The sequence below is a fragment of the Tranquillimonas alkanivorans genome (assembly GCF_900115595.1).
GTDB classification, from domain to species: domain Bacteria; phylum Pseudomonadota; class Alphaproteobacteria; order Rhodobacterales; family Rhodobacteraceae; genus Tranquillimonas; species Tranquillimonas alkanivorans.
Genome location: NZ_FOXA01000022.1, coordinates 14,242 through 39,612 on the forward strand (window position 1 = coordinate 14,242; position 25,371 = coordinate 39,612).

At 65.3% G+C, this 25,371-nt stretch carries 23 protein-coding genes and 1 pseudogene; 6 read left to right on the plus strand and 18 right to left on the minus strand.

The features are described from left to right. Positions 1 to 31: 31 nt before the first annotated feature. From BM162_RS17795 to BM162_RS17860, 14 genes are all read right to left on the minus strand, one after another. Positions 32 to 1,609: an indolepyruvate oxidoreductase subunit beta family protein gene (locus BM162_RS17795; RefSeq protein WP_093424777.1), complete on the minus strand. Its 1,578-nt coding sequence runs from the start codon at positions 1,607 to 1,609 to the stop codon at positions 32 to 34. After that, on the minus strand, positions 1,606 to 3,756 hold the full coding sequence (locus BM162_RS17800) for a thiamine pyrophosphate-dependent enzyme (RefSeq protein WP_093424779.1): 2,151 nt from the start codon (positions 3,754 to 3,756) through the stop codon (positions 1,606 to 1,608). Before BM162_RS17800 ends, BM162_RS17795 begins: the two co-directional genes overlap by 4 nt. A gap of 105 nt (positions 3,757 to 3,861) precedes the next feature. Continuing rightward, positions 3,862 to 4,446, minus strand: a complete 585-nt coding sequence (locus tag BM162_RS17805) for a MarR family winged helix-turn-helix transcriptional regulator (protein WP_245759328.1) — start codon at positions 4,444 to 4,446, stop codon at positions 3,862 to 3,864. A gap of 85 nt (positions 4,447 to 4,531) precedes the next feature. Then, a complete protein-coding gene (locus BM162_RS17810) occupies positions 4,532 to 5,320 on the minus strand; it encodes a cyclase family protein (protein ID WP_093424780.1) in 789 nt (262 codons plus the stop codon). 240 nt (positions 5,321 to 5,560) lie between these two features. Further along, positions 5,561 to 6,880 carry a TRAP transporter large permease gene (locus BM162_RS17815; RefSeq protein ID WP_245759329.1) on the minus strand — a complete coding sequence of 440 codons (1,320 nt, stop codon included), beginning with the start codon at positions 6,878 to 6,880 and terminating at the stop codon, positions 5,561 to 5,563. Further along, a complete protein-coding gene (locus tag BM162_RS17820; protein ID WP_093424782.1) occupies positions 6,880 to 7,380 on the minus strand; it encodes a TRAP transporter small permease in 501 nt (166 codons plus the stop codon). The genes BM162_RS17815 and BM162_RS17820 overlap by 1 nt, the downstream gene beginning before the upstream one ends. A gap of 34 nt (positions 7,381 to 7,414) precedes the next feature. Further along, positions 7,415 to 8,368, minus strand: a complete 954-nt coding sequence (gene dctP / locus BM162_RS17825) for a TRAP transporter substrate-binding protein DctP (protein ID WP_093424783.1) — start codon at positions 8,366 to 8,368, stop codon at positions 7,415 to 7,417. Between the two features lie 248 nt (positions 8,369 to 8,616). Continuing rightward, positions 8,617 to 10,092, minus strand: a complete 1,476-nt coding sequence (locus tag BM162_RS17830; protein WP_093424785.1) for a mannitol dehydrogenase family protein — start codon at positions 10,090 to 10,092, stop codon at positions 8,617 to 8,619. Positions 10,093 to 10,112: 20 nt separating this feature from the next. Further along, positions 10,113 to 10,883 carry an L-iditol 2-dehydrogenase gene (locus BM162_RS17835; protein WP_093424786.1) on the minus strand — a complete coding sequence of 257 codons (771 nt, stop codon included), beginning with the start codon at positions 10,881 to 10,883 and terminating at the stop codon, positions 10,113 to 10,115. Further along, positions 10,880 to 11,884 (minus strand): ABC transporter ATP-binding protein, encoded by a 1,005-nt coding sequence (locus BM162_RS17840; RefSeq protein WP_093424788.1) that lies wholly within the window; start codon positions 11,882 to 11,884, stop codon positions 10,880 to 10,882. The genes BM162_RS17835 and BM162_RS17840 overlap by 4 nt, the downstream gene beginning before the upstream one ends. 10 nt (positions 11,885 to 11,894) lie before the next feature. Further along, positions 11,895 to 12,725, minus strand: coding sequence for a carbohydrate ABC transporter permease (locus tag BM162_RS17845; protein WP_093424789.1), 831 nt, complete (start codon positions 12,723 to 12,725; stop codon positions 11,895 to 11,897). Between the two features lie 142 nt (positions 12,726 to 12,867). After that, the gene (locus BM162_RS17850) at positions 12,868 to 13,740 is read right to left on the minus strand and encodes a carbohydrate ABC transporter permease (protein ID WP_093424791.1); all 873 of its coding nucleotides are present in this window, start codon (positions 13,738 to 13,740) and stop codon (positions 12,868 to 12,870) included. A gap of 102 nt (positions 13,741 to 13,842) precedes the next feature. Beyond that, a complete protein-coding gene (locus tag BM162_RS17855; RefSeq protein WP_093424792.1) occupies positions 13,843 to 15,165 on the minus strand; it encodes an ABC transporter substrate-binding protein in 1,323 nt (440 codons plus the stop codon). Positions 15,166 to 15,256: 91 nt separating this feature from the next. Continuing rightward, a complete protein-coding gene (locus BM162_RS17860; RefSeq protein WP_245759330.1) occupies positions 15,257 to 16,264 on the minus strand; it encodes a LacI family DNA-binding transcriptional regulator in 1,008 nt (335 codons plus the stop codon). Between the two features lie 184 nt (positions 16,265 to 16,448). On the opposite strand from BM162_RS17860, the pseudogene BM162_RS23340 reads away from it, so the two are divergent. Further along, positions 16,449 to 16,655: pseudogene (locus tag BM162_RS23340) on the plus strand (IS3 family transposase); the annotation flags it as partial. 284 nt (positions 16,656 to 16,939) lie between these two features. On the opposite strand, the gene BM162_RS17865 reads toward BM162_RS23340, so the two are convergent. Next, positions 16,940 to 18,295, minus strand: coding sequence for an amidase (locus BM162_RS17865; RefSeq protein WP_093424794.1), 1,356 nt, complete (start codon positions 18,293 to 18,295; stop codon positions 16,940 to 16,942). A gap of 198 nt (positions 18,296 to 18,493) precedes the next feature. Between BM162_RS17865 and BM162_RS17870 the strand changes: the two genes are divergently transcribed. The 4 genes from BM162_RS17870 to BM162_RS17885 are packed head-to-tail and all read left to right on the plus strand — an operon-like array spanning position 18,494 to position 21,774. After that, positions 18,494 to 19,396 carry a branched-chain amino acid ABC transporter permease gene (locus BM162_RS17870; protein ID WP_093424795.1) on the plus strand — a complete coding sequence of 301 codons (903 nt, stop codon included), beginning with the start codon at positions 18,494 to 18,496 and terminating at the stop codon, positions 19,394 to 19,396. Next, on the plus strand, positions 19,393 to 20,337 hold the full coding sequence (locus BM162_RS17875; protein ID WP_093424797.1) for a branched-chain amino acid ABC transporter permease: 945 nt from the start codon (positions 19,393 to 19,395) through the stop codon (positions 20,335 to 20,337). The genes BM162_RS17870 and BM162_RS17875 overlap by 4 nt, the downstream gene beginning before the upstream one ends. Continuing rightward, the gene (locus tag BM162_RS17880) at positions 20,334 to 21,068 is read left to right on the plus strand and encodes an ABC transporter ATP-binding protein (protein ID WP_218153126.1); all 735 of its coding nucleotides are present in this window, start codon (positions 20,334 to 20,336) and stop codon (positions 21,066 to 21,068) included. Before BM162_RS17875 ends, BM162_RS17880 begins: the two co-directional genes overlap by 4 nt. Then, a complete protein-coding gene (locus BM162_RS17885; protein WP_093424798.1) occupies positions 21,055 to 21,774 on the plus strand; it encodes an ABC transporter ATP-binding protein in 720 nt (239 codons plus the stop codon). Before BM162_RS17880 ends, BM162_RS17885 begins: the two co-directional genes overlap by 14 nt. Before the next feature lie 127 nt (positions 21,775 to 21,901). Here BM162_RS17885 and BM162_RS17890 read toward each other — a convergent pair whose 3' ends face one another. Continuing rightward, on the minus strand, positions 21,902 to 23,119 hold the full coding sequence (locus BM162_RS17890; protein ID WP_093424799.1) for an ABC transporter substrate-binding protein: 1,218 nt from the start codon (positions 23,117 to 23,119) through the stop codon (positions 21,902 to 21,904). 156 nt (positions 23,120 to 23,275) lie between these two features. Here BM162_RS17890 and BM162_RS17895 point away from each other — a divergent pair, with 156 nt between their 5' ends. Beyond that, entirely contained in the window at positions 23,276 to 24,136 is an 861-nt protein-coding gene (locus tag BM162_RS17895) for a helix-turn-helix transcriptional regulator (protein WP_143096202.1), read from the plus strand. 375 nt (positions 24,137 to 24,511) lie between these two features. Here the strand turns inward: BM162_RS17895 and BM162_RS17900 are convergent, their stop codons facing one another. Together BM162_RS17900 and BM162_RS17905 are read right to left on the minus strand one after the other, a co-directional pair. Beyond that, positions 24,512 to 25,117: a hypothetical protein gene (locus tag BM162_RS17900; RefSeq protein WP_143096203.1), complete on the minus strand. Its 606-nt coding sequence runs from the start codon at positions 25,115 to 25,117 to the stop codon at positions 24,512 to 24,514. After that, the coding region (locus BM162_RS17905) for a transposase (RefSeq protein WP_143096204.1) at positions 25,074 to 25,371 on the minus strand (298 nt) is incomplete at its 5' end. The genes BM162_RS17905 and BM162_RS17900, both read right to left, overlap by 44 nt.

The following is a 25,371-nucleotide window of genomic DNA, read 5'->3' on the forward strand; positions in this document are numbered from 1 at the left end:
CCGGCGCGCCGCCAAAGCGGCGGGCCCGGCTTCACGCCCGCCCGGCGGTGGTGAACGAGCGGATGGTGTCGAGCGCGCCGTCGAGCGCCTCGCCCTTCGGATCGGCCAGCGCCGCCTGGATCAGTCGCGCCGTCCAGTCGGCGGCGTCGTCCCGCCCCTCGACCAGCGCCGCGCCCGACATCACCCGGTCGAACTTCGACAGGCCGCGGGCGTGGGTGTCGCTGTAGCCCTTGATCAGGCGGCGAATCTTCAGCGTCTCGACCGCGTGGGGGTAGTCGCGCGGCAGGCGATCGAGCGCGGTGGCGAGCCAGGCGTCGATGTGCGCCATCTCGCGCTCGTGCCGCAAGAGCGACCGGCGCCAGCGGCGCAGGCCGCCCACGATGTAGAGCGACACGAACGACGGCAGGCGGTCGGTCCGCATCCGGCGGCCGCGGTTCATCACCCGGTCCACGAAGGCATAGACCTTCGGCCGCGACTCGATCCACTTTCCAAGCCGCGCCGGCATCACGCTGACGAACTCGGCCGCGCCGGGGTGGACGTATTCGGTGATTTGCACCAGCGTCCCGTCCGCCGCGCGCACCTCCTGCGCGATGCGGTCGAAGCGGCCCGCGCGGGTCTTGAGGTCGGCCACCCGCAGGATGTCGTCATAGGCCATCGCGTTGGCAAGGTACTTCGCCGCGGTGGCGGTAAAGTCGAAACCGTGCGCCTCGCCCTCGGCCGCACGGTCCTTCGCCAGCAGATCCTCGACACGATCCATGTATTCGCGGCCATAGGCCGTGTCCTGGTAGTCGACGATCTTGCGCAGGCCCGCCGACGCCAGCGGCCGCACCGTCTCGGGCAGCGCCTCTACCCGGTCGCAAAGGGCCTTCCACTCGCCCATCAGCGCCTCGGGGCCGCGCGCGGCCGACGCAGCAGCCTTCGGCTCGGGTGCGGGCTCGGCCTCGACACGCCGCGCCTCCGCCGCCTCGCGCGCCAGTTCGAAGGCGCGAAGCGACTGCTCGACCCCGCGACCCGAGGCGCGGATGGTCTCGCGGTAGGTTTCGGCCTCGAACGGCAGCGTGCCGGACCCTGCCAGCGCACCGAAGAGGCTGGCGGAGATGACGGACCCCGCCTCCTGCGCCATCGCCTCCATGTCGAAGGCGATGAACTCGCGCGCGGCTTCCTCGGCGGCCTTCCGCACTTCGGTGCTGTCGGCAAGCCCCGACCCCGGCACGACCTTCTCGCTAACGGCGAGCGCGCGGTGGGACGAGGCGATGAGCGTGGTGCGGTCGGGGGTGACGAAGCCTCGCATGATGGCGCGGCCGGCTTCCATCATCTCGGCGGCAATCAGGATGTCCACGTCGCCCTCGGCCGGGGCCAGCGCGAAGACCGGTTGCTTGCCGTCGTCGGGCAGCATCTCGACATAGTAGATCGTCGCGCCCGTGCGCTGCGCGACACCGGCGACCGAGGTCGCCTGCGCGGCATAACCGTTGCGCTCGGCCAGATCGACGATCCAGTTGGTCAGGACGCCGCCGCCCTGCCCGCCCACGGCGAGGCAGGCGAGCTTGATGATCTGGTCGAGCCGCGCGTCGGGCGCCTTGGCCTTCAGGATCGGTGCTGTCTGGTTCATTGCGCGGCCTCCCAGCTGAGCCTGCGGCTGGCCCGGCGGGCCTGCAGCCAGTCGATCACGCGGCGCTGCCAGCGCGCCCAACGCGTTTCGAAATCCGATGGGTTGTGCACCAGGTCCGCGCGATAGAACGACGGGCAGAGCACGGCGGTATCCGCCACCTCGCCACAGTTGCCGCAGCCGACGCAGCTCTGGTCGATGTGCGCGATCGGATCGTCGCGCAGCGGATCGTCGGGCATCTTCAGCGTCAGCGACGGGCAGCCCGAAAGCCGCATGCAGGCGTGATCGCCGGTGCACACGTCCTCGTCCACGCCGAACTTCGGCTTCTCGACGCGCCGCCCTTCCTTGATCGCCTGCTTCAACAGCGGCTTCTCGCGGCGCTGGCGGTTCAGCATGCATTCCGAGGACGCGACGATGACCTTCGGCCCCTCGTGGTCGGTGGTCAGCGCCTCTTTGAGCGTCTCGCGCATCTTGCCGACGTCGTAGGTGCGGTCGATCTGGCGCACCCATGTGACGCCGACGCCCTTCACCGCCTCGGTGATCGGGTGCTTCGTAGCCTTCGACTTGTTGTCCGCGCGGCTCGACAGGATGTCCTGCCCGCCGGTGGCGGCCGAGTAGTAGTTGTCGACCACGATGGTCACGCCGTCGGACTTGTTGAACACGGCGTTGCCGATCGATGAGGACAGCCCGTTGTGCCAGAAGCCCCCGTCCCCGATGATCGAAATCGGGCGCTTCTCGCCGCCCCCGTCGAAGGCGGCGTTGGAGGCCGGGCCGAGGCCGTAGCCCATCGTCGTGCCGCCGATCTCGAACGGCGGCATGATGGAGAAGAGGTGGCAGCCGATGTCGGCCGAGACCTGGTGCGGCCCGGTCTCCTCTTCCACCAGCTTCATCGCGGCGAAGATCGGGCGCTCGGGGCAGCCGGTGCAGAAGCCCGGCGGACGAGCCGGGACGGTCTTCGACAGATCCGGCACGTCCGAGGGCGCGGGCCGGTTCGGCGCACGGGCGAGGTCGGGCAGGATGCCGGGCGCGTGGGCCTTCAGGAACGCCTCGACGCCTTCGTACATCACCTTGCCGGTGTATTCGCCGGCCATCGGCAGCACGTCCTTGCCCGCGAGCTTCACCGTCGCGCCGGCCTTGTGCAGGATCGAGCGGAGGTTCTGTTCGATCAGGTCGGGCTGGCCCTCCTCGACCATGAGCACGGCGTCCTTGCCCTCGCAGAACTCCAGGAATTCCTCGTCCACGATCGGGTAGGTCACGTTCAGCACGTAGAGCGGCACTTCGCTTTCACCGTGCACGTCGGCAAGGCCGAGGCGCTGGAGCGCACGGATCACGCCGTTGTACATGCCGCCCTGCATCACGATGCCGACCTTGCCGTCCTCGGGGCCGAAGCGCTCGTTCAGCTGGTTCTCGCGGATGTATTTCACCGCGGCGGGCCAGCGCTTCTCGATCTTCTCCTTCTCGTGAAGGTAGGAGGCCGGCGGCAGCACGATCCGCCCGGTGTCGCGCTGCGGGTTCGCCAGCGCATCGCGCACGGTCAGCGGCGGCGGCACGTTGTCTTTCGCCTCGAACGAGCCGTGGACGTGGCAGCAGCGGATGCGGACCTGAAGCATGACGGGCGTGTTCGACGCCTCGGACAGCTCGAAGCCGTGGCGCACGGCGTCGGTGATCGACGGAAGGTTCGGGCGCGGATCCAGAAGCCAGATCTGCGACTTCTGCGCGAAGGGGTGCGAACGCTCCTGCATGATCGAGGAGCCTTCGCCGTAATCCTCGCCCACGATGATGAGCGCGCCGCCCTTCACCCCGCCCGAAGCGAGGTTGGCCAGCGCGTCCGAGGCGACGTTGGTGCCCACGGTGGACTTGAACGTCACCGCCCCCCGGATCGGGTAGTGGACCGAGGCCGCGAGCATCGCCGCGGCGGCGGCTTCGCTGGCGTTGGCCTCGAACCGGATGCCGAGCTCGCCCATCAGCTCCTCGGCGTCGGCGAGCACGTCCATCAGGTGACTGATCGGCGCGCCCTGATAGCCGCCGACATATCCCACGCCGTTTTCCAGCAGCGCCTTCGTGATGGCGAGGATGCCCTCGCCACGAAAGGTCTCGCCCGCGCCGATGCGTAGCTGTTCGACCTCTTTCTTGAACGACCTCTCGGCCATGGCGTCACCTCCCCGTTTACGGAACTATATCCATTTGCATACACTCTGAGAAGGGTGGTTCCGTCGAAATTGCAAGGAATGCCCGCCAAGGTCGCGGGTGCGCGGTCAGAGTTCGTGCCGGCGCACGTTCTTGAGCATTTTCTGAAGCGTTCCCACGAAGGCCGCCCGCTCGTCCTGGCTGACGCCCGCGAACATTTCCTCATAGCGGGCGTGCATCGTCGGCCAGACCCGGTCGAATTCGTGCCGGCCCTTGTCGGTCAGGTAGACCTCGCGCACCCGCGCGTCGCTCTCCCTCTCCTGCCGGCGCACCAGCCCCGCCTTCTCGAGCGCCTCGAGTGTCCGGCTCATCGTCGACTGCTCGGTGACGGCATAGACCGACAACTCGTTGATGGTCAGTCCCGGCACCACCGCGAGCACCGCAAGCGTGCGCATCTTCGCCGTGGTCAGGTTCTGCGCCTTCAGCGCGCTCTGAATGTTCGCATTGTAGCGCCCCATGATGCGGTTCATCAGATAGGGCGCGAAATGCCACAGGCCGATTTCGCCAAGGCTGACGTCCGGCCGCTGGACCGCTTCGCTTCCGGACGCATCTTCAGCCATCTTCGTCACCCGAATCTGTTTGCCACCGCCCTCGGCCGCCTGCGTGGCCAGCGCCCGCCAGCGGTAGAGGTTCCGAGCGCCCGGACGATGCATCAACGATCATCCGAGAGAACACCAGCGCGAAACCCCGCCGGCGGCCGGTCACCCTTACCGACGCTGCCGGCGAGGCCGGCAAGGGTCACGCGGGGACGAGCGCCATCGCCCGTATGGGGCTTCCGGTGCCACGCCTGATCTTGAGCGGCGCGGCGACCATCACTGCCCCCTTGGGCGGCAGCTGATCAAGGTTGGCCAGCGACGCGAGCCCGAAGCAGTTGTCACGGTGCAGGAAGTTGTGCGCCGGGAACGGCGGCTCGAGCCCGCCGGCGCAGCCCGCGTCGGTGCCAATGCACTGCGTGCCCCAGCCGACGATTTTCTTCGACAGCAGGTACTCGATGCACTCGGGGGTCGGTCCGGGCGAATGCGGGCCGTTCTCGTCGGCGTTCAGGAAAGCGGCCTCGTCGTCAGCGCGCTTGTCCCAGTCCGTGCGCATGACGACCCACTCGCCCTCGCCGATCTCGCCGTGCTGCTCTTCCCACGCCTTCACGTGCTCTGGCGTCAGCAGGAAGTCGGCGTCCTCCGCACTTTCCTTCGAGAAGTCGAGCACGTTGACCGGGGCGACCGTGCGCTGGAGCTCGAGCGTGTCGGTATAGCCCTCCTCGTAGTCCTTCCCGGTGACCCAATGGTGCGGCGCGTCGAAGTGCGTGCCCGAATGTTCGCCCAGCACCATCCAGTTCCAGGCGAAGAAAGGCCCGTCCTGGTCGTATTCGCTGATCTTGTGGATCTCGACTTTCGGCGTGTTCTTCGCGAAGTCGGGCGGAAGCTGGAGGATCGGCGTGTCGGGGCCGAGCGATCCCGAAAGATCCACCACCTTCACCTCGCCGCTCAGAAGCTTCGCACCCAGTTCCTTAACCAAGTTTTCCGCCGACATCTCTTCCCTCCCTGTCCAGCGTCTTTAGGTGGAAGCGTAGACACAAAATATGCGTATGCAAGTTATTTTGCCGTCTGTGTTCAAGGCTTACGGCAGTGTTGGCCGCCGATGAGTAGGCGGCACGATCAGCTAGCCGAGGCCGACAACCGAGGATTGGGCCTTGTTGGCGGAGCCTCTGACAACGCCCTCCAAGGCTCTTGACAGTTTTCGCGCAACAGGGTCGCACGAATGCACGTCACTCTATTCCCCCATGACCGAAGGCAGCCAGATGGCGACTTCCGGGACAGCCACAATCAGCGCCAGGATCACCAGTTTGATCGCGATGAAGGGCAAGATGGAAGCATAGATCGTCCTCATTCCGATCTCGGGCGGCGCAACACCGCGCATCACGAAAAGCAACAAGCCGAACGGCGGCGTCAGCAGACCGATCTCCATCGTCAAAAGGTAGACGACACCCAGCAGAAGCGGGTCGACGCCAGCCGCCTCGGACAGCGGCACGAAGATCGGGACGGTCACCATCAGCATCGAGACCTGGTCGACGAAGCACCCCAGCAAGAGCAGAAGCGCGATCATGCCCAGCAGAATCTCGATCGTACCGAACTCGTATCCTTCAATCAGCCGGATCAGGCCGCCCGTGGCTCCCGAGAACGAGAGGACTTGGGCGAACGTCTGGCTCGCCGCGATGATAAACAGAATCATCACGGACAGCTTCACCGTCTCGGTCAGGGCCCGCACGACGCGCTCGACCGACAGCGCCCGGTAACCGGCGCCGACCAGCAGCGCAGCGACCGATCCGAGCGCTGCGCTCTCGGTCGGGGTGGCGAAGCCGGCGAGGAGACTGCCGATCACGACGGCGAACAGCAGCGACAACGGCGCGACGTAGAGAAGGAAAGGTCGCCAGCGCTCGGCCAACGTCATCTCGGGCAGCGGATCGCTCGGCGCCAGGTCCGGATTGCGGACGGCGCGAAGCACGATCCAGCCCACGAACAAGACCGAAAGCAGAAGCGCCGGTATGACACCCGCGACGAGCAGGCCCGCAATGGAGATCCCGGCCAGGCTACCGACCAGAACGGCCAGCGCCGACGGCGGGATCAGCATGGCGATGGCGCCGGATGCCATGATCGGGCCCATCGCGAGCGACGGCGCATATCCCTTCTTCAGCATGTTGGGTAGAAGCGTTGAGCCCAGCATTGCGGTGTTCGCGATCGTCGAGCCAGACAATGCCGCGAAGATCGTGCCACCAAACACCGTGACGACCGACAGCCGCCCTGGCACACGCGTCACGACCCTCTCGACCGCATCGATGGCCTTGTGCGCGACCCGCGTCTGGAACAGCAACTCTCCCATCAGGATAAAAAGCGGGATCGGCGCGAGTTGGAAATTCGCCACCGACTGCGCAGCGTTCCGGGCCAGTTGCGCCACACCGCGGTCTCCGCCCAGCACCTCGTAGGCGCCGACGATGGTGACGGCGATGAAGGCGAACGCGACCGGCAGCCCGATCAGCAGCAGGAATCCGAGTCCGCCCATCATGAGACCGAGAACGAGGGGCCACTCCATCATCACAGCCCCGTCGCCTGCCGTGCCCCGCTGCGCGGCGCCGCGGCCTGCCTCAGGAACTCCACGCACATGAGCGCGAGCGAGACAGGCAACACGGATAGAACCCACCATTCCGGAATGGTGAACGCCGTGCGGATCATGGAGCCTCGGGTCGCGGACGCGAGTGCGGCATCCGTCGCGTACCAAAGCAACGACGCACAGATCAGGAAGCCGATCAGCGCGGTCACTCGGGACAGCGGCTCTGACAGTCTCTCGGGCAGCGCGCCCGTCACCAGATCGACTGTGACATGAGCATTCTTCGAAAGCACCCACGGCGCGCCCAGGAACGTCGCCAAAAGGAGGCCGTATTCCACGGCGTCCAGCAGTCCGAAGAGGGTAACCCCGCCCACGTTGCGCAGGACCACGTTCAGCGAAATCAGTATTGCCGCGCTTGCGAAGACCAAGCCAGACACGACGGCGCAGGCGCGCAGTAGCGCCTCGAACAGGGAATTGAGCTGGTTCATGTGGTTCGGGCCGGGAAGACCCCGGCCCAGGTCCTTACTGGGTCAGACAGGGCTTGAGGTCGGCAGCGACCTCAGGATCGATCGCTTCGACGACACCCCAGCCAGCGTCCTGCGCCATGCTCAAGTAATTCTCGGCGGTTTCGCCGGTGAACTCGATCACCTGGATCCCCGACTCGGCCTGGCGCTCCTTCTCACGTTCGTTGATCTCGAGATTCTCTGCGTTCTTCTCTTCGATCCAAAGCGCCGCCTCTTCCAGCACCGCCCTGGCTTCTTCCGACAGCCCGTTCCAGCGGTCCAGATTGACCAGGAAATTCACGTCGACCTGGTAAAAGCCCGGATCGATGCGATAGCTCGTCTGCTCGTTCCATCCCAGGTCCATGACGCCCTGGACCGGCCAGCCATAGCCGTCGATCGCACCCCGCTCCAGGGCCGTATATACTTCGCCCGGCGCGGTCCGGACCGGCGTGGCGCCCAGTCGCTCGAGCATCGCGCGGTAGACGGGCGTGGTCCGGATGGTGCGTCCGGACAGGTCCGGCCCCTCCACATCCTCGGTCAGATAGATGTGGAATTGAATATGATCGCCCGTACGGGCGAGGAACTTCGCGTTCATCTGCTCTTGGTGAAGCGCGTCGATCTTGTCGAAGCAGCCGTTCTCCCGCTGCTCCTGCACGGTGTTGGTCGCCAGGTGAAGAGCGTCTCCCGCCGGCAGCAGGTTCGGGTAGAACGCTGTCGTGTTATTGGCGATGTCCACGATCCCGGCCGAGACGGCATTACCCAGTTCGAAGGTCGGCACGGCTTCGGGTCCGCCTAGATACTCGATCTGGACGACCCCCGCCCCCTGTTCGTTGACGCGGTCCACGAACGCTTCGAACGGTTTCGAGAAGGTGGTTCCGGTCGCGAAGGCGCTGACGCCGCGCAGAACCTCTTGTGCATGTAACGGTGCTGCGGCAAGCCCAAGAGCCAGGCTGCAGAGCGCGAGATTCTTCATTTTTTCCTCCCTCGATCGCTCGAGGCGCACTCAACCATCGCAGCTGAGCCACCCGAACTACTTCAAGCATGAAGTATGCAGATGCAATCTTCAAGCCGCTTCACCGCGACCTTCGCCCTAAGAGTCGAGCCGTTGCGACCCGGAATTTTCCACGTCCGAATGGATGAAGGAGGAAGAGCCCTGAAGCACAAGCGGTTCGGCGAGCCCTCCTCGGCGCCGGAAGCTCCTGGTGCTCCCTCTCAAGGTCGTCAGCCGGACGGTGCGACGTAACTGCGTAACTCGGCCCGCACGCCGGTGTCGTACAACCGCCTCAGCGCCGCGGCAAAGGCGTCGCGGAAGCGGTCCTCGTGGACGAGGTCCCCGAAAACGTCACCGATCCTCAGGAAGGCCAACGGGTCCTCGCGAGCCTCTTCCGCGGCCTTCTTCAGACGCAGGGCCCGCTCGTCCTCGATGCGGATCGGCCGGCCCTCCTCGTCTTCGCCCCGGCAGTAGCGGCACCAAAGCGCCACCTCGAGCGCGAGCCCCTCGACCGGACCGCCGTCGCGCAGCGCGTCGCGCACGGTGGGCAGGATGAATTTCGGCTGACGATTGGAGCCGTCGAGGCAGAGCCGGGCGATGGTGTCTCCGACCTCGGCATTGCCGAACCGTTCGGCGCAGGTGGCCAGGTACTGCCGGAAATCCACACCCGGGATCTTCGGCAGCGTCGGGATCGCCTCGCGGCCGATCACCGCCTCGAGCCAGGCCGCCATGTCGGGATCATTCATGGCGTCCGAAGCCAGCGTGTGCCCCAGCAGAGCCGAGGGATACGCGATGGCGGCGTGACCCGCGTTGAGGATGCGCAGCTTCATCAACTCGTACGGCAGCACGTCGTCCACGAACTCGACTCCCACGTCCTCGAGTCGCGGCCGCCCGGCCGGGAATCTGTCCTCGAGCACCCACTGGCGAAACGGTTCGCACACCACGGGCGCCGCGTCCTCGATGCCGAAGCGATCGCGCACCATCTTCAGCTCGCGCTCCGATGTGGCGGGCGTGATGCAGTCCACCATACCGTTCGGAAATGCCACTTCGAGCTCGATGCGATCAGCCAACTCAGGGTCCGACAGCCGGGCGAAGCCGACAACCGCACGCTTGGTCGCCTGCCCGTTTTCAGGGATGTTGTCGCAAGACATGACTGTGAACGGTGGCACGCCTGCGTCGAACCGGCGCTTAAGGGCCGCGCAGATCTGGCCGAACACGGTGCGCGGCGGGCGCAGGCTTTCCAGGTCCGCCTGAACGTCGGGGTGGTCGCCGTCGAAGCCGCCCGTCTCGGCGTCGATGTAGTAGCCTCCCTCGGTCACGGTCAGCGACACGATGCGGGTTTCCGGCGCTGCCATCCGCTCGATGTTGGCCTCGGGATCCACCGGGCAGAAGTCGGTCATCGAGCCGACGACCCGCGCCGACAGTCCCTGCGGATCGAGATCGACTACCGTGTAAAGCCAGTCCTGCGTCGCGAGCCTGTCCCGCATCGCTGCGTCGCCCGGACGCACGCCAGCGCCGACGATGGCCCAGTCGCGGTCCTTGCCGCTCGCGAACAGCCGATCGAGGTACGTCGCCTGGTGCGCGCGGTGGAAGTTGCCGACGCCATAATGGACGATGCCGGGCGACAGGTCCGCCCGGTCGTAGCCGGGGCCGGCGACGCCCTCGGGCAGGTGTCCCAGCGCGGCGGAGGAAAGCTTCACACTCATGGGTCGACCTCCTGCGGCGGTCAGCTCATCCACTGGCCGCCGTCGACGTTGTAGGTTTGCGAAACGATGTAGTCGGCCTCGCCCGTGGCAAGGAAGATCGCCATTCCGGTCAAGTCCTCGGCCCGGCCCATCCGGCCGTAGGGCACTGCGTCGCCCACTTCCTTCTTCTTCTGGCCAGGCGCCTTGTTCTCGTACTTGGCAAAGAACGCATCCACGCCGTCCCAGTGTTCCCCGTCCACGACGCCGGGGGCGATGGCGTTCACGTTGATGCCGTGCTGGATCAGGTTCAGCCCCGCCGACTGCGTCAGCGAGATCACCGCGGCCTTGCTCGCGCAGTAGACCGCGACCAGCGACTCGCCCCGGCGGCCAGCCTGCGAGGCCATGTTGATGATCTTGCCGCCGCCGCCCCGCTCGATCATGTGGCGCGCGACGGCCTGCATCGTGAAGAGCACGCCCGAGACGTTGACGGCGAAGACCTTGTCGTAGTCGGCCCTGTCGATCTCGACGATGGGCGCCGCGGTGAAAAGCGCGGCGTTGTTGATCAGGATGTCGATGCGCCCCAGCCGCTCGACGGCCTCGGCTACGGCGGCGTCGATGCTGTCCTGCCGGGTCACGTCCATCTCGACGGCAATGGCCGCGTCGCCGATGTCCCCGGCCGCCTTGCGGGCACGGACGATGTCGAGATCGGCGATGGCTACGCGCGCGCCTTCGCGGACATATGCCCGTGCGAAGGCCAGCCCGATGCCCCGGGCCGCGCCCGTGATGAGCGCCGTCTTTCCCTGCAACCTCATGCGACCCGGCCCCCCTGTTCGTCGAAGCGGTGCACCTTGTCCTCCCGCGGGGTCAGATGGATCGTGTCGCCGTGGCGCAGGCCCACCTCACCTTCGGCGCGCACGGTGATCACGTCCGCCAGCCCTGTGTCGTGCACATGAAGGAAGGTGTCCGAGCCCAGATGCTCGCTCACACCCACCGTCCCGGTCCAGAGCCCGCCCTCGGGCACGATGCGCAGGTGCTCGGGCCGCACGCCGATGGTCGAGGCACCGTGTTGCTTCGCCGCGTTTCCGTTAATCAGGTTCATTTTCGGACTGCCGATAAAGCCGGCGACGAACAGGTTGCGCGGAGTGTGGTAGAGGTCGAGCGGCGAGCCGACCTGTTCGATGTTGCCCGCGCGCAAGACCACGATCTTGTCGGCCATGGTCATCGCCTCGACCTGGTCGTGCGTGACGTAAATCATCGTCGTCTTGAGCCTTTCATGCAGCTCGCTGATCTCGAGCCGCATCCCCACGCGCAGCGCCGCGTCGAGGTTCGACAGCGGCTCGTCGAACAGGAAGGCCGCCGGCTCGCGCACGATGGCGCGGCCGATGGCCACGCGCTGGCGCTGGCCGCCCGACAGCTGGCCCGGCCGCCGATCCAGGTAATCGGTCAGGTTCAGCACCTTCGCCGCCTCGACAACCCGGCGATCCTGCTCGGCCTTTTCGAGCCCCGCCATGCGCAGCGGAAAGGCGATGTTCTTGCGCACCGACATGTGCGGGTAGAGCGCGTAGCTCTGGAACACCATCGCAAGGCCGCGCCGCGCGGGCGGCGTTTCCGTCGCGTTCCTTCCGTCGATGCGGATCTCGCCAGATGTCACGTCCTCGAGCCCCGCGATCAGGCGCAGGAGCGTGGACTTCCCGCAACCCGAAGGGCCGACGAAGACCACGAACTCGCCGTCCTCGATGGTCAGGTCCAGCGGCGGGATGACCTGCACCTCGCCGAAGCTCTTGGTCACCTTGTCGAGCGTAATGCGTCCCATCGTTCGTTCCTTATTTCACGGCGCCGAAGGTCAGGCCGCGGACGAGTTGCTTCTGGCTGAACCAGCCGAGGATCAGGATCGGCGCGATGGCCATCGTCGAGGCGGCCGACAGCTTGGCATAGAACAGCCCCTCGGGACTGGAATAGCTGGCGATGAAGGCGGTGAGCGGTGCGGAATTCGCGGCCGTCAGGTTCAGCGTCCAGAACGCCTCGTTCCAGGCCAGGATCACGTTGAGCAGGAAGGTCGAGGCGATGCCCGGCAGCGCCATCGGCAGCAGGACGTACAGCACTTCGGAGCGAAGGTTCGCCCCATCCATTCGCGCGGCTTCCAGGATGTCTCCGGGAATCTCGCGGAAGTAGGTGTACAGCATCCAGACGATGATCGGCAGGTTGATCAGCGTCAGGACGATCACCAGCCCCACTCGCGTGTCGAGCAGTCCGACATCGCGGAAGATCAAGTAGATCGGCACCAGCACGCCCACCGGTGGCAGCATCTTCGTGGACAACATCCACATCAGCACGTTCTTGGTCTGCTTGCCCGGTACGAACGCCATCGCCCAAGCGGCGGGCACGGCGATCGCCAGCCCGATGATCGTCGAGCCGATCGAAATGACGACCGAGTTCCAGAAGTGCCGGAAGTAATCGGACCGTTCCTGCACGACAAAGTAGTTCTCGAGCGTCCAGTCGAAGGCCACGAAGCTAGGCGGGTCGGCGACGGCCTCGGCCTCCGTCTTGAAGCTGGTCAGCACCGTCCAGAGGATCGGGAAGAAGATCAGCAGCGCGACGATCCAGGCGAGGACACTGATCGCGGCGCGGCGGCGGGGGGAAGCTGCGCGTGCCATGGCTCAGACGCTCCCTGTGGTGGTGGCATGAGTGGCGATACCGGCGGCGGCGTGCTCGATGTCCATTGCACTGGCCGTGGAGACAGCCGCGAGCGGCGTGCGGAGGCCCCGGATCATCCCCGAAGATCGATGTGTGCGTGCCTCAAGCATCGAGGTTCTTTCCGATCATCCGCATCAGGAAGATCGCGACGATGTTGGCAAGGATGATGGCGACCACGCCGCCGGCCGACCCGGTGCCGACGTCGAAGCGCAGGAGGCTCTCGGCATAGACGAGATATGTAAGGTTGGTGGACGCCGTGCCCGGGCCGCCATTCGTTGTCACCAGGATTTCTGCGAAGACCGACAGAAGGAAGATCGTCTGGATCAGCACCACCACCGTGATCGCCCGCGCGAGGTGGGGCAGCATGATGAACCAGAAGCGCGACAGCGGCCCCGCCCCGTCCATCTCGGCCGCCTCGAGCTGCTCGCTGTCGAGCGACTGCATCGCGGTCAGCAGGATCAGCGTCGCGAAGGGCAGCCATTGCCAGCTCACGATCCCGATGATCGACGCGAGCGGCGCCTGCGACAGGAAGTCGAAGGCCGAAAGGCCCAGGAACTCGGCCAGGTGTGCGAAAAGACCGTTCACCGGGTTCATGAACATGTTCTTCCAGACCAGCGCCGAGACGGTCGGCATCACGAAGAACGGCGCGATGACGAGGATACGCACGACGCCCTGCCCCCAGATGTCCTGGTCGAGAAGCAGGGCCAGCAGGATGCCGCCGACGACGGTGATCACCAGCACCCCGCCGACGAGCAGCAGCGTGTTTACCATCGCCGCAGTGAAGGCAGGGTCGCTTAGGAAGTACGAGTAGTTCTCAAGCCCGACGAAAGGGTTCGTGCCCGGCATCAGCAGGTTGTAGCGCAGGAACGAGAAGTACAGCGTCAGGGCCAGCGGGATCAGCATCCAGCCCAGAAGCAGGATGACTGCGGGGGATATCATCAAGCGTGCCGCCGATCGGGAATGCTGCGTGGCCATGCGATCCGGTCCTTTCGGAGCCCTGGGACAAGGCCCGGCGGCCATTTTCGAAGACCGCCGGGAAGCCGGCGGGGCGCGCCGAAAGCGCCCCGCCTCGGGAGGTCAGTCGATGTAGCCCGCGCGCTGCATCTCGCGCTGGGTCAGCTGCTGGGCCGTCTGGAGCGCCTGCTCGGCGTCCATCTGCCCTGCGAGCGCGGCCGAGAACGTCTGTCCGACCGCCGTGCCGATGCCCTGGAACTCGGGAATTGCGACGAACTGCCCGCCAGTATAGGGCACCTCGTCAACCGAGGGGTTTTCGGGCGTCGCGGCCTGCATCGCTTTCAGCGTCATCTCGGCGAAGGGTGCCGCGGCCTGATACTCCTGGTTCTGGTAAAGCGAGGTGCGCGTGCCCGGAGGCGCGGCGCGCCACCCCTCTTCCTGCGCGACGAGGGTGGTGTAGTCCTTGCTCGTAGCCCACGCCACGAAGCGCTTGGCCGCGTCCTCGGCGTCGGTCGAGGACGGCACGGCGAGGCTCCAGGCCCAAAGCCAGTTGCCGCGGTTGTCCACACCCTCGCGGCTGGGGAAGGTGGCGTAACCCACGCTGTCGGCCACCGTGGAGTCGTCGGGATCGGTCACGAAGGAGGCGGCGACCGTGGCGTCGATCCACATGCCGCACCGGCCCTGCTGGAACAGTGCGAGGTTCTCGTTAAAGCCGTTCGAAGACGCGCCCGGCGGGCCATAGTTGTTCATCAGCTCGAGGTAGTCGTTCATCGCGGCTTGCCACGGCTCGCTATCGAACTGCGGCTGCCACTCCATGTCGAACCAGCTCGCGCCGTAGGAGTTCGCCATCGCCGTGATGAAGCCCATGTTCTCGCCCCAGCCCGGCTTGCCGCGTAGACAGATGCCGTAGACCTCGTTGTCGGGGTCGTGCATCGCCTCGGCGGCGGCCTTGATGTCAGACCAGGTCGGCTCGTCCGGGATCTCGACCCCAGCCTGCTCGGCGACGTCGGTGCGATACATCACCATGGCGGACTCGCCGTAGAACGGCGCGGCATAGAGCGTGCCGTCGACAGACAGAGCCGAGCGGATCGCCGGCAGCAGGTCGTCCACGTCGTAATCGGCCGGCAAGTCGTCGAGCGGCAGCAGCCAGTCCTGCGCGGCCCAGATCGGAACCTCGTAGGTGCCGATGGTCATCACGTCGAACTGGCCTCCGCCTGTGGCGATGTCCTGCGTGACCCGTTGACGCAGCACGTTTTCTTCAAGGGTCACCCACTCGAGCGCGATGTCAGGGTTCTGCTCGGTGAAATTGTCCGAAAGCGCCTGCATCCTGATCATGTCGCCGTTGTTGACGGTGGCGATGGTCAGGGTCGTGGCGTCCTGCGCCGCAGCAGTCAGCCCGACCGCCGTCAGCGCCGTTGCCGCCCCCAAAACAGCTCTCATATTCATCCCGACTCCTCCTCCAACAGTGGATGATACAAGGTGACGTTACGTAGATTCGGGAAACAGAGTCAAAAAGTATTTTTACGTGCGTAAAAATTCAGGCCGAGGCTCTCGGGACCAGATGCGCGGGGTAGAGCCACTCCCGGCGCGTCTCGAACTTCCCGTCTCTTGCGATCAGGTCGAAAAGAAGTTCGACCGCCTTTTCGGAAACGACTTTGTAGTCGTGAGCGACCGTGGTGAGTGACGGGCAGGTAAAGCGCGAATAAGGATGATCGTCGTGAGCTGCGACGCGCAGGGCACAACCCTCCCCCTTGCCCACTCGAAGCCCATTTTCGTAGCAGCCCGCCAGGAAGCCGATCGCCAACCGATCATTGCTGCACAACACCGTCCGCATCGTCAGTCCGTGCCGCTCGATCAACTGGTTGGCCGCCGCATGCCCGATCCGCTCGAAATCCCAGCCTTCGCCTTCGACCTTCAGAACGTGCGGCTCCAGACCAAGCGCCTCCATCACCGAAACGTAAGCCTCTCGGCGCTTGTTCGCGTTGGGGTTCGCTGGATGAGCCATCTCGACGAACAGCGGAGGCTCACCGGTGGAAACGAGATACTCAACGCTTTGCTGCACAAAGTTGAAATTGTCCGACCCCACAAAGGCGTCACCCAGCCCCTCGATGTTGCTGTCAAACAGGATCGTGGGAACGTCTGCGCAGAACCGCTCGATCTCCCGGCGGTTCGACGCCCGGCCGAGCGGCGCCAAAAGCACGGCTGCAGGGCGCAATGTCCGCAGGTTATCCAGGATCTCCACCTCGAGATCAGGCTGTCCGTGGGCGCTGAACAAGCTGGGCCGCAAACCGGCGTCGAGACAACGCTGCTCGATGCGGCGAACGATCGCGGCGAAAAATGGATCGGCGAGGTAAGGGACGACAATGCCGATGGTTTTGGTGGAGCGCCGGTTCTGATTGATCGCGAAAATGTTCAGGCGATAATCATACTTCTCGAGCGCCCTTTCGATCCGCGCCCGGCTCGAATCACGGACGCTTGTCGGATCGTTGAAATACTTCGACAGGGTGGGCCTCGAGACGCCGCTGACCTGGGCCAACTCGTCCATGTTCCTGACTTTTGATCCAGTCACGGAAACCGCCCATCTGAACATCCGCTCGAGCACCCGATGCCTGCGTCGGCGCCCATAGCCGCACTATGTATTTTACGCGCGGCAAATTCAATACCAACATGCGCAGGACCTGTCGCCAGCTACCGCCGCAGATCAGGCTGGCGGCCGCAGGCGTCGGTACAGCTACGACAGTGCTTCGGCCGAGACGATCAACGGTCTGTTCAAGGCGGGGGTCATCCACCGCCGCGGCCCTTGGCCCGGTTCCGAGGCTCGAATACGCGGCGCTCGGATAGGTCAACTGGTTCAATACCCGCCGCCTGCTCAAGCCCATCGGGGAAATCCACCCGCAGAACTCGAAGAAGAATACTGGTTGAGGGAGCGCGCCTGATTGGCGTTCACCCGCGAGAGGGGGTATTCGCGTAGGGGCTACGCTCACGACGGAGGCCGACGAGGAAGCGTTTCGTGGACGACCGGGTCGCTAACGCTGGCGTTTCAAGATCGGCGGCAGCGGTTGTGCTCCACGTTCTGACGCGCGTGCTTTGGAACTCGCCCGCACGCTTCGTCACCGTTCAACCGTTTCTGATCCCGCCGACCCTGATGCGCCGGTTTACGGCCTTGCCGCCGTGACCAACGATGGCAGCCTCAGCTCGCTTTCGGGACAACTCTTCAAACCTAGCCGGCCAAGCTTCTCTGACCAAGAGCCGCAATAACCTGCGACAGGGGCTCATGTTCGCGAAGCAGCGCAAGCAGTCGGTCATCCTGCCCGCGGCGCGCGGCAACTTGCACCCCGACGGGCGCTTCGCCCGGGCGAACGACCGGCAGGGTGACTGCGGCAAGGTCGAGGTAGTTGGCAATTCTCGTGAACCGCGACATCGGGATCTGCATCTCGTCGATCTCGGCGACTGGCCGCGCTGTGAGCGGCGTCGTTGGCAGCACGAGCAGATCGTCGGGCCCGAATCGTTCCAGGAACACCTCGGTGTCCTTCTCCCGCTGGCGCAGCGCCTCCTCTTGCGCCTCGTCCGAGATGTCGCGGCCCGCGGCGATCCTCCGGCGCACCCACGGGTCGAGCGGGCGGCGGTGATCCTCGATGATCTCGCGCAGAGCGCGGTAGGCATCGTAGGCCATGATGCTGCCGCAGCGGCTCTGATATTCGGACAGCGCACGCGGGAGTTCGAGGCGCTCCACATCGAAACCGGCCGTGCGGAGGGCCTCTAGAACGTACGCGTACATGCTCAAAACAGCCGCATCCGCGGGCTGCAGGTCGCCTTCGGCAAGGCACCAGACGTTGGCCGGTGTCACGGCTGCCCCGGACGGTTGGTTCAGGCTCATGGCGTCGAGCAGCATCTTCAAGCCCGCGACGTCCCGTGCCAGTGGACCGATTGCGTCGAGCCTTGCGCTGAGAGGGGCGACTCCGTCGAGCGAGACCGCGCCGTGGCTGGGCTTCATGCCAGTGATGCCGCAGAGCGCTGACGGGATGCGGACCGAGCCGCCGGTGTCCGAGCCGATGGCCAAGGGCACGAGCCCGGCCGCCACCGCAACGGCAGAGCCGCTCGACGACCCGCCCGGCGAGCAGTGACCGGGACAGGCGGGATTGACCGGCGTGCCCAGAGCATAGTTCGTGCCCCAGCTTCCGAACGCGAACTCGACCGTATGCGTCTTGCCGATGATCACCGCCCCGGCCTGCTCCAGCGCCTGGACGAACGCCGCGCTCTTCATTGCAGGCGTATCGGAGTAGCACCGCGAGCCGAAGCCCGTCACGTGTCCCTCGATGTCGGCTAGGTCCTTGATGGCCACGGGCAGGCCATGCAGCGGGCCACGCCAGCGACCATCCCTGATCTCTGCATCCAGTTCCCGCGCACGCTGCCGCGCGGAAGCGTCGAAGACCTCGACGAAAGCGTGCAGTGCGTCGTTCCGCTCGGCGATCCGTTGCAGGCTGGCCGCGACCACGGCTTCGCTGGTGAAACGCTGCGTGCGGACTCCAGCGGACAACTCCTCCGTGTCCCAATCCAGAAATTGATCATCCACCATCCGCGGTCCTCCCCTTCTCAGACGGGGCGACGTTAGCGCCTGGGTCCGCGCCGCGACATTGCGGAGACGCTTTGCGGCAGACGCTTAAGGAAGCTTCCTGAGCGTCAGATAGCGTCAGGCGGTGACCGCTCCCCGGATTGTCCGGAGGCGACCCCTGCCGCATTGTGCCGCGCAAACAAAGCAGGGAGCAGAACAAGAATGAGCCTCGTGGCAATACTCGAGCAAGCCCTGAACGGGCTGATCGTGAGCTCGTTCTACGCCTTGGCGGCGTTGGGCCTCGCGATCATCTTCGGCGTCTTGCGCGTCGTGAACTTCGCGCATGGTGAACTCTACATGCTCGGCGGATACGCGTACTTCCTGGCGGTCGCCTCGATGGGCCTGCCGCCCGTCGTCGGGATTGTCGTGGCGGCCGCCGCGCTGGCGGCAATGGGGGCGCTGGTCGAGTGGCTTCTGATCAGGCCGGTCTATGACGGCCGGGCCGACAGGCCCGAAGAATACTCGATCATGATCACCTTCGCCCTGTCGATCCTGCTGCTTAACCTGGCCAACAGCCTGTTCGGTCCTTGGCCGCGCCGTCCAGAGCCGCTTTTTCGCGGCGGTGTCGAGATCGGGGAGCTGATCGTGAGCGGCGACCGGCTTGCCGCCGCAGGCGTCGCCGTGGTGCTGATCGCGGTGCTCCTAGCCGCGCTCCGCTACACGTGGGCAGGACGCGCGGTGCGGGCCGTGAGCCAGAACCGCGAGGCGGCGGCGATCTTCGGGATCAGTGTGACGCGCGTCGGAATGCTCGCCTTCGCGACCGGCGCAGCGCTGGCCGGGCTGGCGGGCGCGCTCATGGGCCCGGTGTTCAACGTGGTGCCGCCGATGGGCGTCATTCCGGTGATCAAGGCTTATGTGATCGTGGTTCTCGGCGGCCTCGGGTCGATCCCCGGCGCCATCATGGGGGCAATCATCCTCGGCCAGGTCGAGAGTTTCGCCACCATCCTGATACCGGACCCGAGCCGGGCGCTGGCCTACAAGGACGCCTACGGGCTGGTCCTGCTGGTCGGCATCCTGCTGCTTCGCCCGCAGGGTCTGTTCGGCACAAAGGAGCGCCGGGCATGAAGCTGCAAACTCTTCGCCTGCTCGGCCTCGGGCTGATCTTGCTTGTCTTCCTCGCGCTGCCGCTGCTTCTCGGGGACTACTGGGTCTACACGATCACCATCGGCTTCTACTACGCGATCCTCGCCGCCAGTTGGGCGCTGCTCGTCGGCTACATCGGGCGGATCAGTTTCGCGCAGGCGGCGATGGCGGGTCTCGGTGGCTACGCTTCGGCGCTCAGCGTTCAGCACGCCGGACTGCCGCCGGTCCTCGGGCTCGCGGCCGGGGTCCTCGTGGCCGGTGCGCTTGGCTTCGTGATCGGTCGGCTCACATTGCGGCTTCACGGCGCTTACCTCGGCCTGACCACGATCGCCTTCGCCGAGATCCTCCGGATCACGGCCACCGCCGAGTACCAGCTAACCGAGGGCTCGCGCGGATTGCAGGTGGAGCCGCTGCTGCAGGACGGGTCGCGCAGCGAGTACTACTACCTGTTCCTCGCGGTCACCGTCGCCTGCCTGGCGCTCATGACATGGCTTCTGCGCTCGCGCGTCGGGCTGTTCTTCCAGTCGATCCGCGAGGACGAGGACGGCGCCGCCAGTCTCGGCGTCAACGTGACGCTGTGGAAGACCGTGGCCTTCGCGATCTCGACCGCGTTCGCGGGCCTGGCGGGCGGTCTTTACGCCCACTTCGTCCAGCTGATCACCCCGTCGATGATGTCGCTTCAGGAGATGGGGATCGTGCTCGCCATGGCGGTCATCGGCGGGTTCCACAATGTCGTCTTTGCCGCGCTGGGGGGTGTCAGCCTGCAGGTTTTGCTCGAGGGCCTGAGAGAGCTGGGCGAGTGGCGGCTTGTGGTCTTCGGCCTCATCACGCTGCTGATCCTGCGGCTCATGCCCAACGGCGTCTTCGGAACGGTCGCCGACGTCCTTACCGACCGGCTGCGCAAGAGCGGAGATGACAAATGATGCACGAACAACTCGACATCAGCGGTCTCGTGAAGCGCTTCGGCGGCCTGACCGCGCTCAACAGCGTCGACATGACGGTCGGCAGCGGCGAGCTTCTGGGCCTGATCGGGCCGAACGGTTCCGGAAAGACGACGCTGCTGAACATCGTCAGCGGCTATTACAAGGCGGACGGCGGCAGCATCAACTTCGAGCGCCGGCCGGTTTTGGGTCATGCTCCGCACCAATTGGCGCGGCAAGGCATCGGCCGCTCTTTCCAGGTCACGAAGATCTTCCGCCGCCTGACGGTCCTGCAGAACATGCTCGTCGCCGGCCTGTCCGACGGCGCGCAGTCTCAATCCGAGGCGACGGACAGGGCGATGGGTCTCTTGCGGGACCTGAAGCTCGAAAGGCTGGCGCACGAGCGGGCGTCGAGCCTGTCCGGCGGACAGGGCAAGCTGCTGGAATTCGCGCGGATCATGATGCTGTCGCCAAAGATCGTCCTGCTGGACGAGCCCTTCGGCGGCGTGCACCCCGAACTCAAGCGCTTCATGCACGACCACATCAGGAAATGGAACGACAGCGGGGTGACGATCATCCTGATCAGCCATGACATGGGGTCGATCTTCGACCTGTGCCAGCGCGTCGTCACGCTCAGCTACGGCGACATCATCTGCGACGGCACGCCTGAAGAAACCCGCAACGACCCCGCCGTCCTCGACGCCTACCTCGGAGATCACCATGGCGCAGCTTGAAGTCCGCAACCTGCACGCAGGCTACAGCCGCGACATAGACATCCTGCGCGGGCTCGACGTCACCGCGCGCGAGAGCATGCTGACGACGATCATCGGGGCGAACGGCGTGGGCAAGTCGACGCTGCTCAAGACGATCATCGGGCAACTCCGCCCGCACACCGGCACCATCCGCTTTGGCGAGCGCGACATGCGCGACGTCAACACCCGCGACCTGGTCAACCTCGGGATCGCCTACGTGCCCCAGAAGCACGCAATCTTCCCCGAGATGACGGTGCAGGAAAACGTCGAGATGGCAACGTGGGCCTTCCGGCACGAGAAACCGCGCGCCCGCTCGGCGGTCGAGCGGGTCTTCGAGCGCGCACCTTACCTGCGCGAGTTTCGAAGCAAGCGGGCGGGCCTGATGTCGGGCGGACAGCAACGCCTCATGCAGCTCGAACTGGCGCTGATGAGCGACCCGGAACTCCTTCTCATCGACGAGCCCACGGTGGGGCTGGACCCGAAGCGGGCGGGACAGATTTACGACCACCTGAGGCGCCTCGTGACGGAAGAGCGGCGCACGATCCTGATGGTGGACCAGAACGTGATCGCGGGCACCGACGTGGCCGACTACATCTACGTGCTCGAACTCGGGGCCAACAAGCTTGAAGGGACCAAGAAGAAGTTCGACGAGGAATACCGCGACGCCATCTCTGAATGGCTGTTCTGACGCGCACGCGCTGAGCAGAGTTGCAAGAGGCCGCGGCATTTGCCGCGGCTTTTTCCGTTCCGGCTCCCAACTTGAAAAAAGGGCCGCGGCTTGGCCGCGGCCCCTCTGATTGCGCCGTCTTACGTGATCAGGGCTTGAGCACGATCTCGTCGGTCGTCGCCTGAGACTTCGGCCACAGGATCTCGGCCTCCGACGGAGTCTGGTTCGCCTCGGAATACTGGATCACGAAGATCGGAACCTCGGGCCACTGCTGGAACGCCCAGGCGGGCTCCTTCGTCTGCGGGAAGAAGATCGTCCCCCGCGTGCCGTCCCAGCTGAGGTTGCGCAGGGCCTCTTCCACCGCGTCGCTGTCGGTCGTGCCGGCGGCCTCGATGGCCTCGGCCAGGACCATGACACCGTCGTAGCCTTCCATCGCGACGGCATTGGCCGGACGGTCGAACTTCTGCTGGTACGCCTCGCCGAAGCTGCGCGACAGCGGGGTGTCCGGCTTGCCCGGCAGGCCGGCGGGGTTGCCGATGACGTACTTGCCGGCATCGCCCATCACGTCCCAGAACTCGGGTTCGAGCACGTCCGCGCCGGCGGCGAAGATCGCGGTCTCGGGGCTGGGCGCGAGGCCCAGGTCATACGCCTGGCGCAGCATCAGCAGCAGGTTCGAGCCGGTGAAGCCGGCGACGATCAGGTCGGGTTGCGGGTCGGCGCGCTTGAGCTGAAGAAGCTGCGGCGTGAAGTCGGAGACCGTCCGCTCGGCCGTGAACGACGTGACGGTGGCACCGGTATCCTTCAGGTTCTCCGTGAACACGTCGATGATGCCGAAGCCCCAGTCCGAGTTCTCCGAGATGATCGCGATGTTCTCGAAGCCGGCTTCCTTCACCCAGTCCGCCGCGACCGAGTAGACCAGCGAGTTCGCGACCGTGATCCGGAAGACCTCGGGGATTTGCGCGGCGGTCACCGAGTCGGACCAGCACTCGCCGGCCACGAAGACGGTGTTGGTTTCCTGCGCGACCGGGCCCACGGCCGAGCACACGGCGCTGTGCGCCGAGCCGGTGACGCCAACGACGTTCTCGGCCGTGGCCAGACGCTCGAACGCCGCCACGCCCTTTTCGGGGACGCCCGAGGTGTCCTCGACGATCAGTTCGACAGGCTGGCCAAGAATGCCGCCGTTTGCGTTGAGCTCCTCGACGGCGACGATCATGCCGTCACGCAGCGACTCCCCGGTCTGCACGCCGCCCGGGGGCGACAGAGGCGCGATGCCACCGATTTTGATGGCATCTTGTGCGGAAACCGCGCCCGCGGTGGCCGCGAGCGAGACCGAAAGGGTCGCCGCAAGCTTTGCTGTTCGATTCATCCTGAACTCCCTGTTGAGTTGGAAGGTCCGCCTTTACCGGCGGTCACCCGCTCCGAGTCTGAGCCACGCGGGACCCTCCGGCAATCTCCGCGGCAGGCTCGACAGGACGCCACTCGTCTCTTATGCAGCGACAGTTGACGACAAGTGGGCCTTTAGATGCGAAAAGCCTTTCCAAAGAATCTGCGCCTGTTGTGCAGCTATCACGAGTCCATCTCGGACGTGGCACGCCGGCTTGGCATGAATCGGCAGCAGATCATGAAATATCTCTCTGGCACCGCGTACCCGTCGGCCCGATCAATGCGCCGACTGTGCGACTTCTTCGGGGTCGAGGAGCACGAGATCGTCATGCCGGATGACCAGTTCCGCGACATCGTGCGACTGAAGCCGGCCCTGCCCGTCTCCGCCGACCTGACGCCGCCGGTGCTGTCAGCGCTGCTGAAGGCCGCCGCCGGGCAGACGCCGCAGCTGCGGGTTTACACCGGCTACTACTACGAATTCCGCTATTCGTTCACATCGCCTCACCTGGTGCTGAAATCACTCCTGCACATCCACGAGAGCGACGGCCTCGTGATGTACAAGTCGATCGAACGCCTGCGGGATCACGAAACCGACAGCGCCCCGGCCGGCGTGGACGTCTTCAAATACGCCGGCGTCCTGATGATGATCGGCAACAGGATCCACATGCTAGACCAGGAGGCCGTGATGGGGCAGGAACTGTCGCATATGGTGCTTTTCCCACCCTACCGCAGCCGGATCTCGGCCCTTCGGGGCATGAAGATGGGCGTCACAGCGACGGCGGCGCACGAGCCGATCGCGGGGCGTGTCGTTCTGGAGAAGATCGGCCGAACGGTGGCGCTGAGACGCGCCATGCGCCACTGCGGCCTCTACGCGCCCGCCAGCGACGGCGTGCCCGGCAGCGTGCTGGAGTACCTCGGCCGGCCCGGCAACGGAGAACCCGTCACGTTCAATGCTGAAGCAGATCCGCCGGCAGATCCATCGACCACTGCACAACGCTGACCCAGGACCGTATCCGCAAGACCGGCGCGCACCGCAACTCGCCCTGCTCAGCGACCTATTCCAGGCTTCGAACCCACCGTCGCTGTCGCACCTCACCCGCAGGGCAAGACCCTAAACCGGCGTGCTCGTCTATCTTGCCTTGCCGGCGCCTCCGCAGCCACCAGATTAAGCGTGGGCGCTTACTACGGCGGGACCTTCTCAGGGATAAAGTGGTGCCCGGGGGCGGAATCGAACCACCGACACGAGGATTTTCAATCCGTCCACAGTAGCGACTTCGCATTTGCGTTGCAGCTACGCTGTAGCGCATGCCGCCAAAGCTTTTCGTCGATGCATGCGCCGCCCCCTTGCGAAGCGGCGCATGCGAGATTTGTCGCGTCAGAAGCGATGCTCGATCTTCAGTTGGAAGCCGGATCGGGTTGTGTCGCCCACCTGCTCAATCATCACTCGAGCATCAATCTGGCTGAGGCTGTCGTTTGAACGCCGCGCCACTCCGACCTCTGCTCCAGCGCCGCAGCTGCTTTGGGTGCCCGTGGCTTCGACGCGCTCACAAAGGAACTGCGGTGCAAAAGTGAGCAGCGAAAGCGTGTTCACTACCGAAAGATCGTCCAACGGAACCCGAAACTCGGGCCGCAGAGAGAAGTTCGTAACCCTCACACTATCGGCGTTGAGCACGAGCGTATCATCCACGAGCCCGTAGGCGCGGCCCGTGAAGTCAACGTCGCCGATTTCAGTGTGACCGTAGGTGAATGCAACTTCAGGCCAGATCTCGTAGCCGTCGCGCTCGATCACTCCGGAAACGGCGCCACCAACCGTCACGGAAGGCGTCTTGTAGTCACTGCTGATGTAGAATGTGCCGTTATTCAGGTCGAGATGGTTTTCGCCGACGCCAAGAGAGACGAAGCCATCGAGATATGCGCAGAAGTTGGTGACGCCGTGATCAGGCGGCGGTTGGAAATTGGCGGACGCCGTCGCGGAACTCAACCCCGCTGATGACCTCCGGCAAGCGGTTCTGACCGTCGAGTTTGCGCCATTTCTGCTGCGCTGACATCATCAGCTTGAACGCCATGGCGAGGCCGGTCTTGCGGCTGAGGCAGCCCTTGGTGCGCTTTGTTCGGTGTCTGACGGTGGCGAACGTGCTCTCGATCGGGTTCGACGTCCGGATGTGTTTCCAGTGTTCGGCCGGGTAGTCGTAGAAGCTCAGCAGCGCGTCGCGGTCCTTGACCAGCTTGGCGACC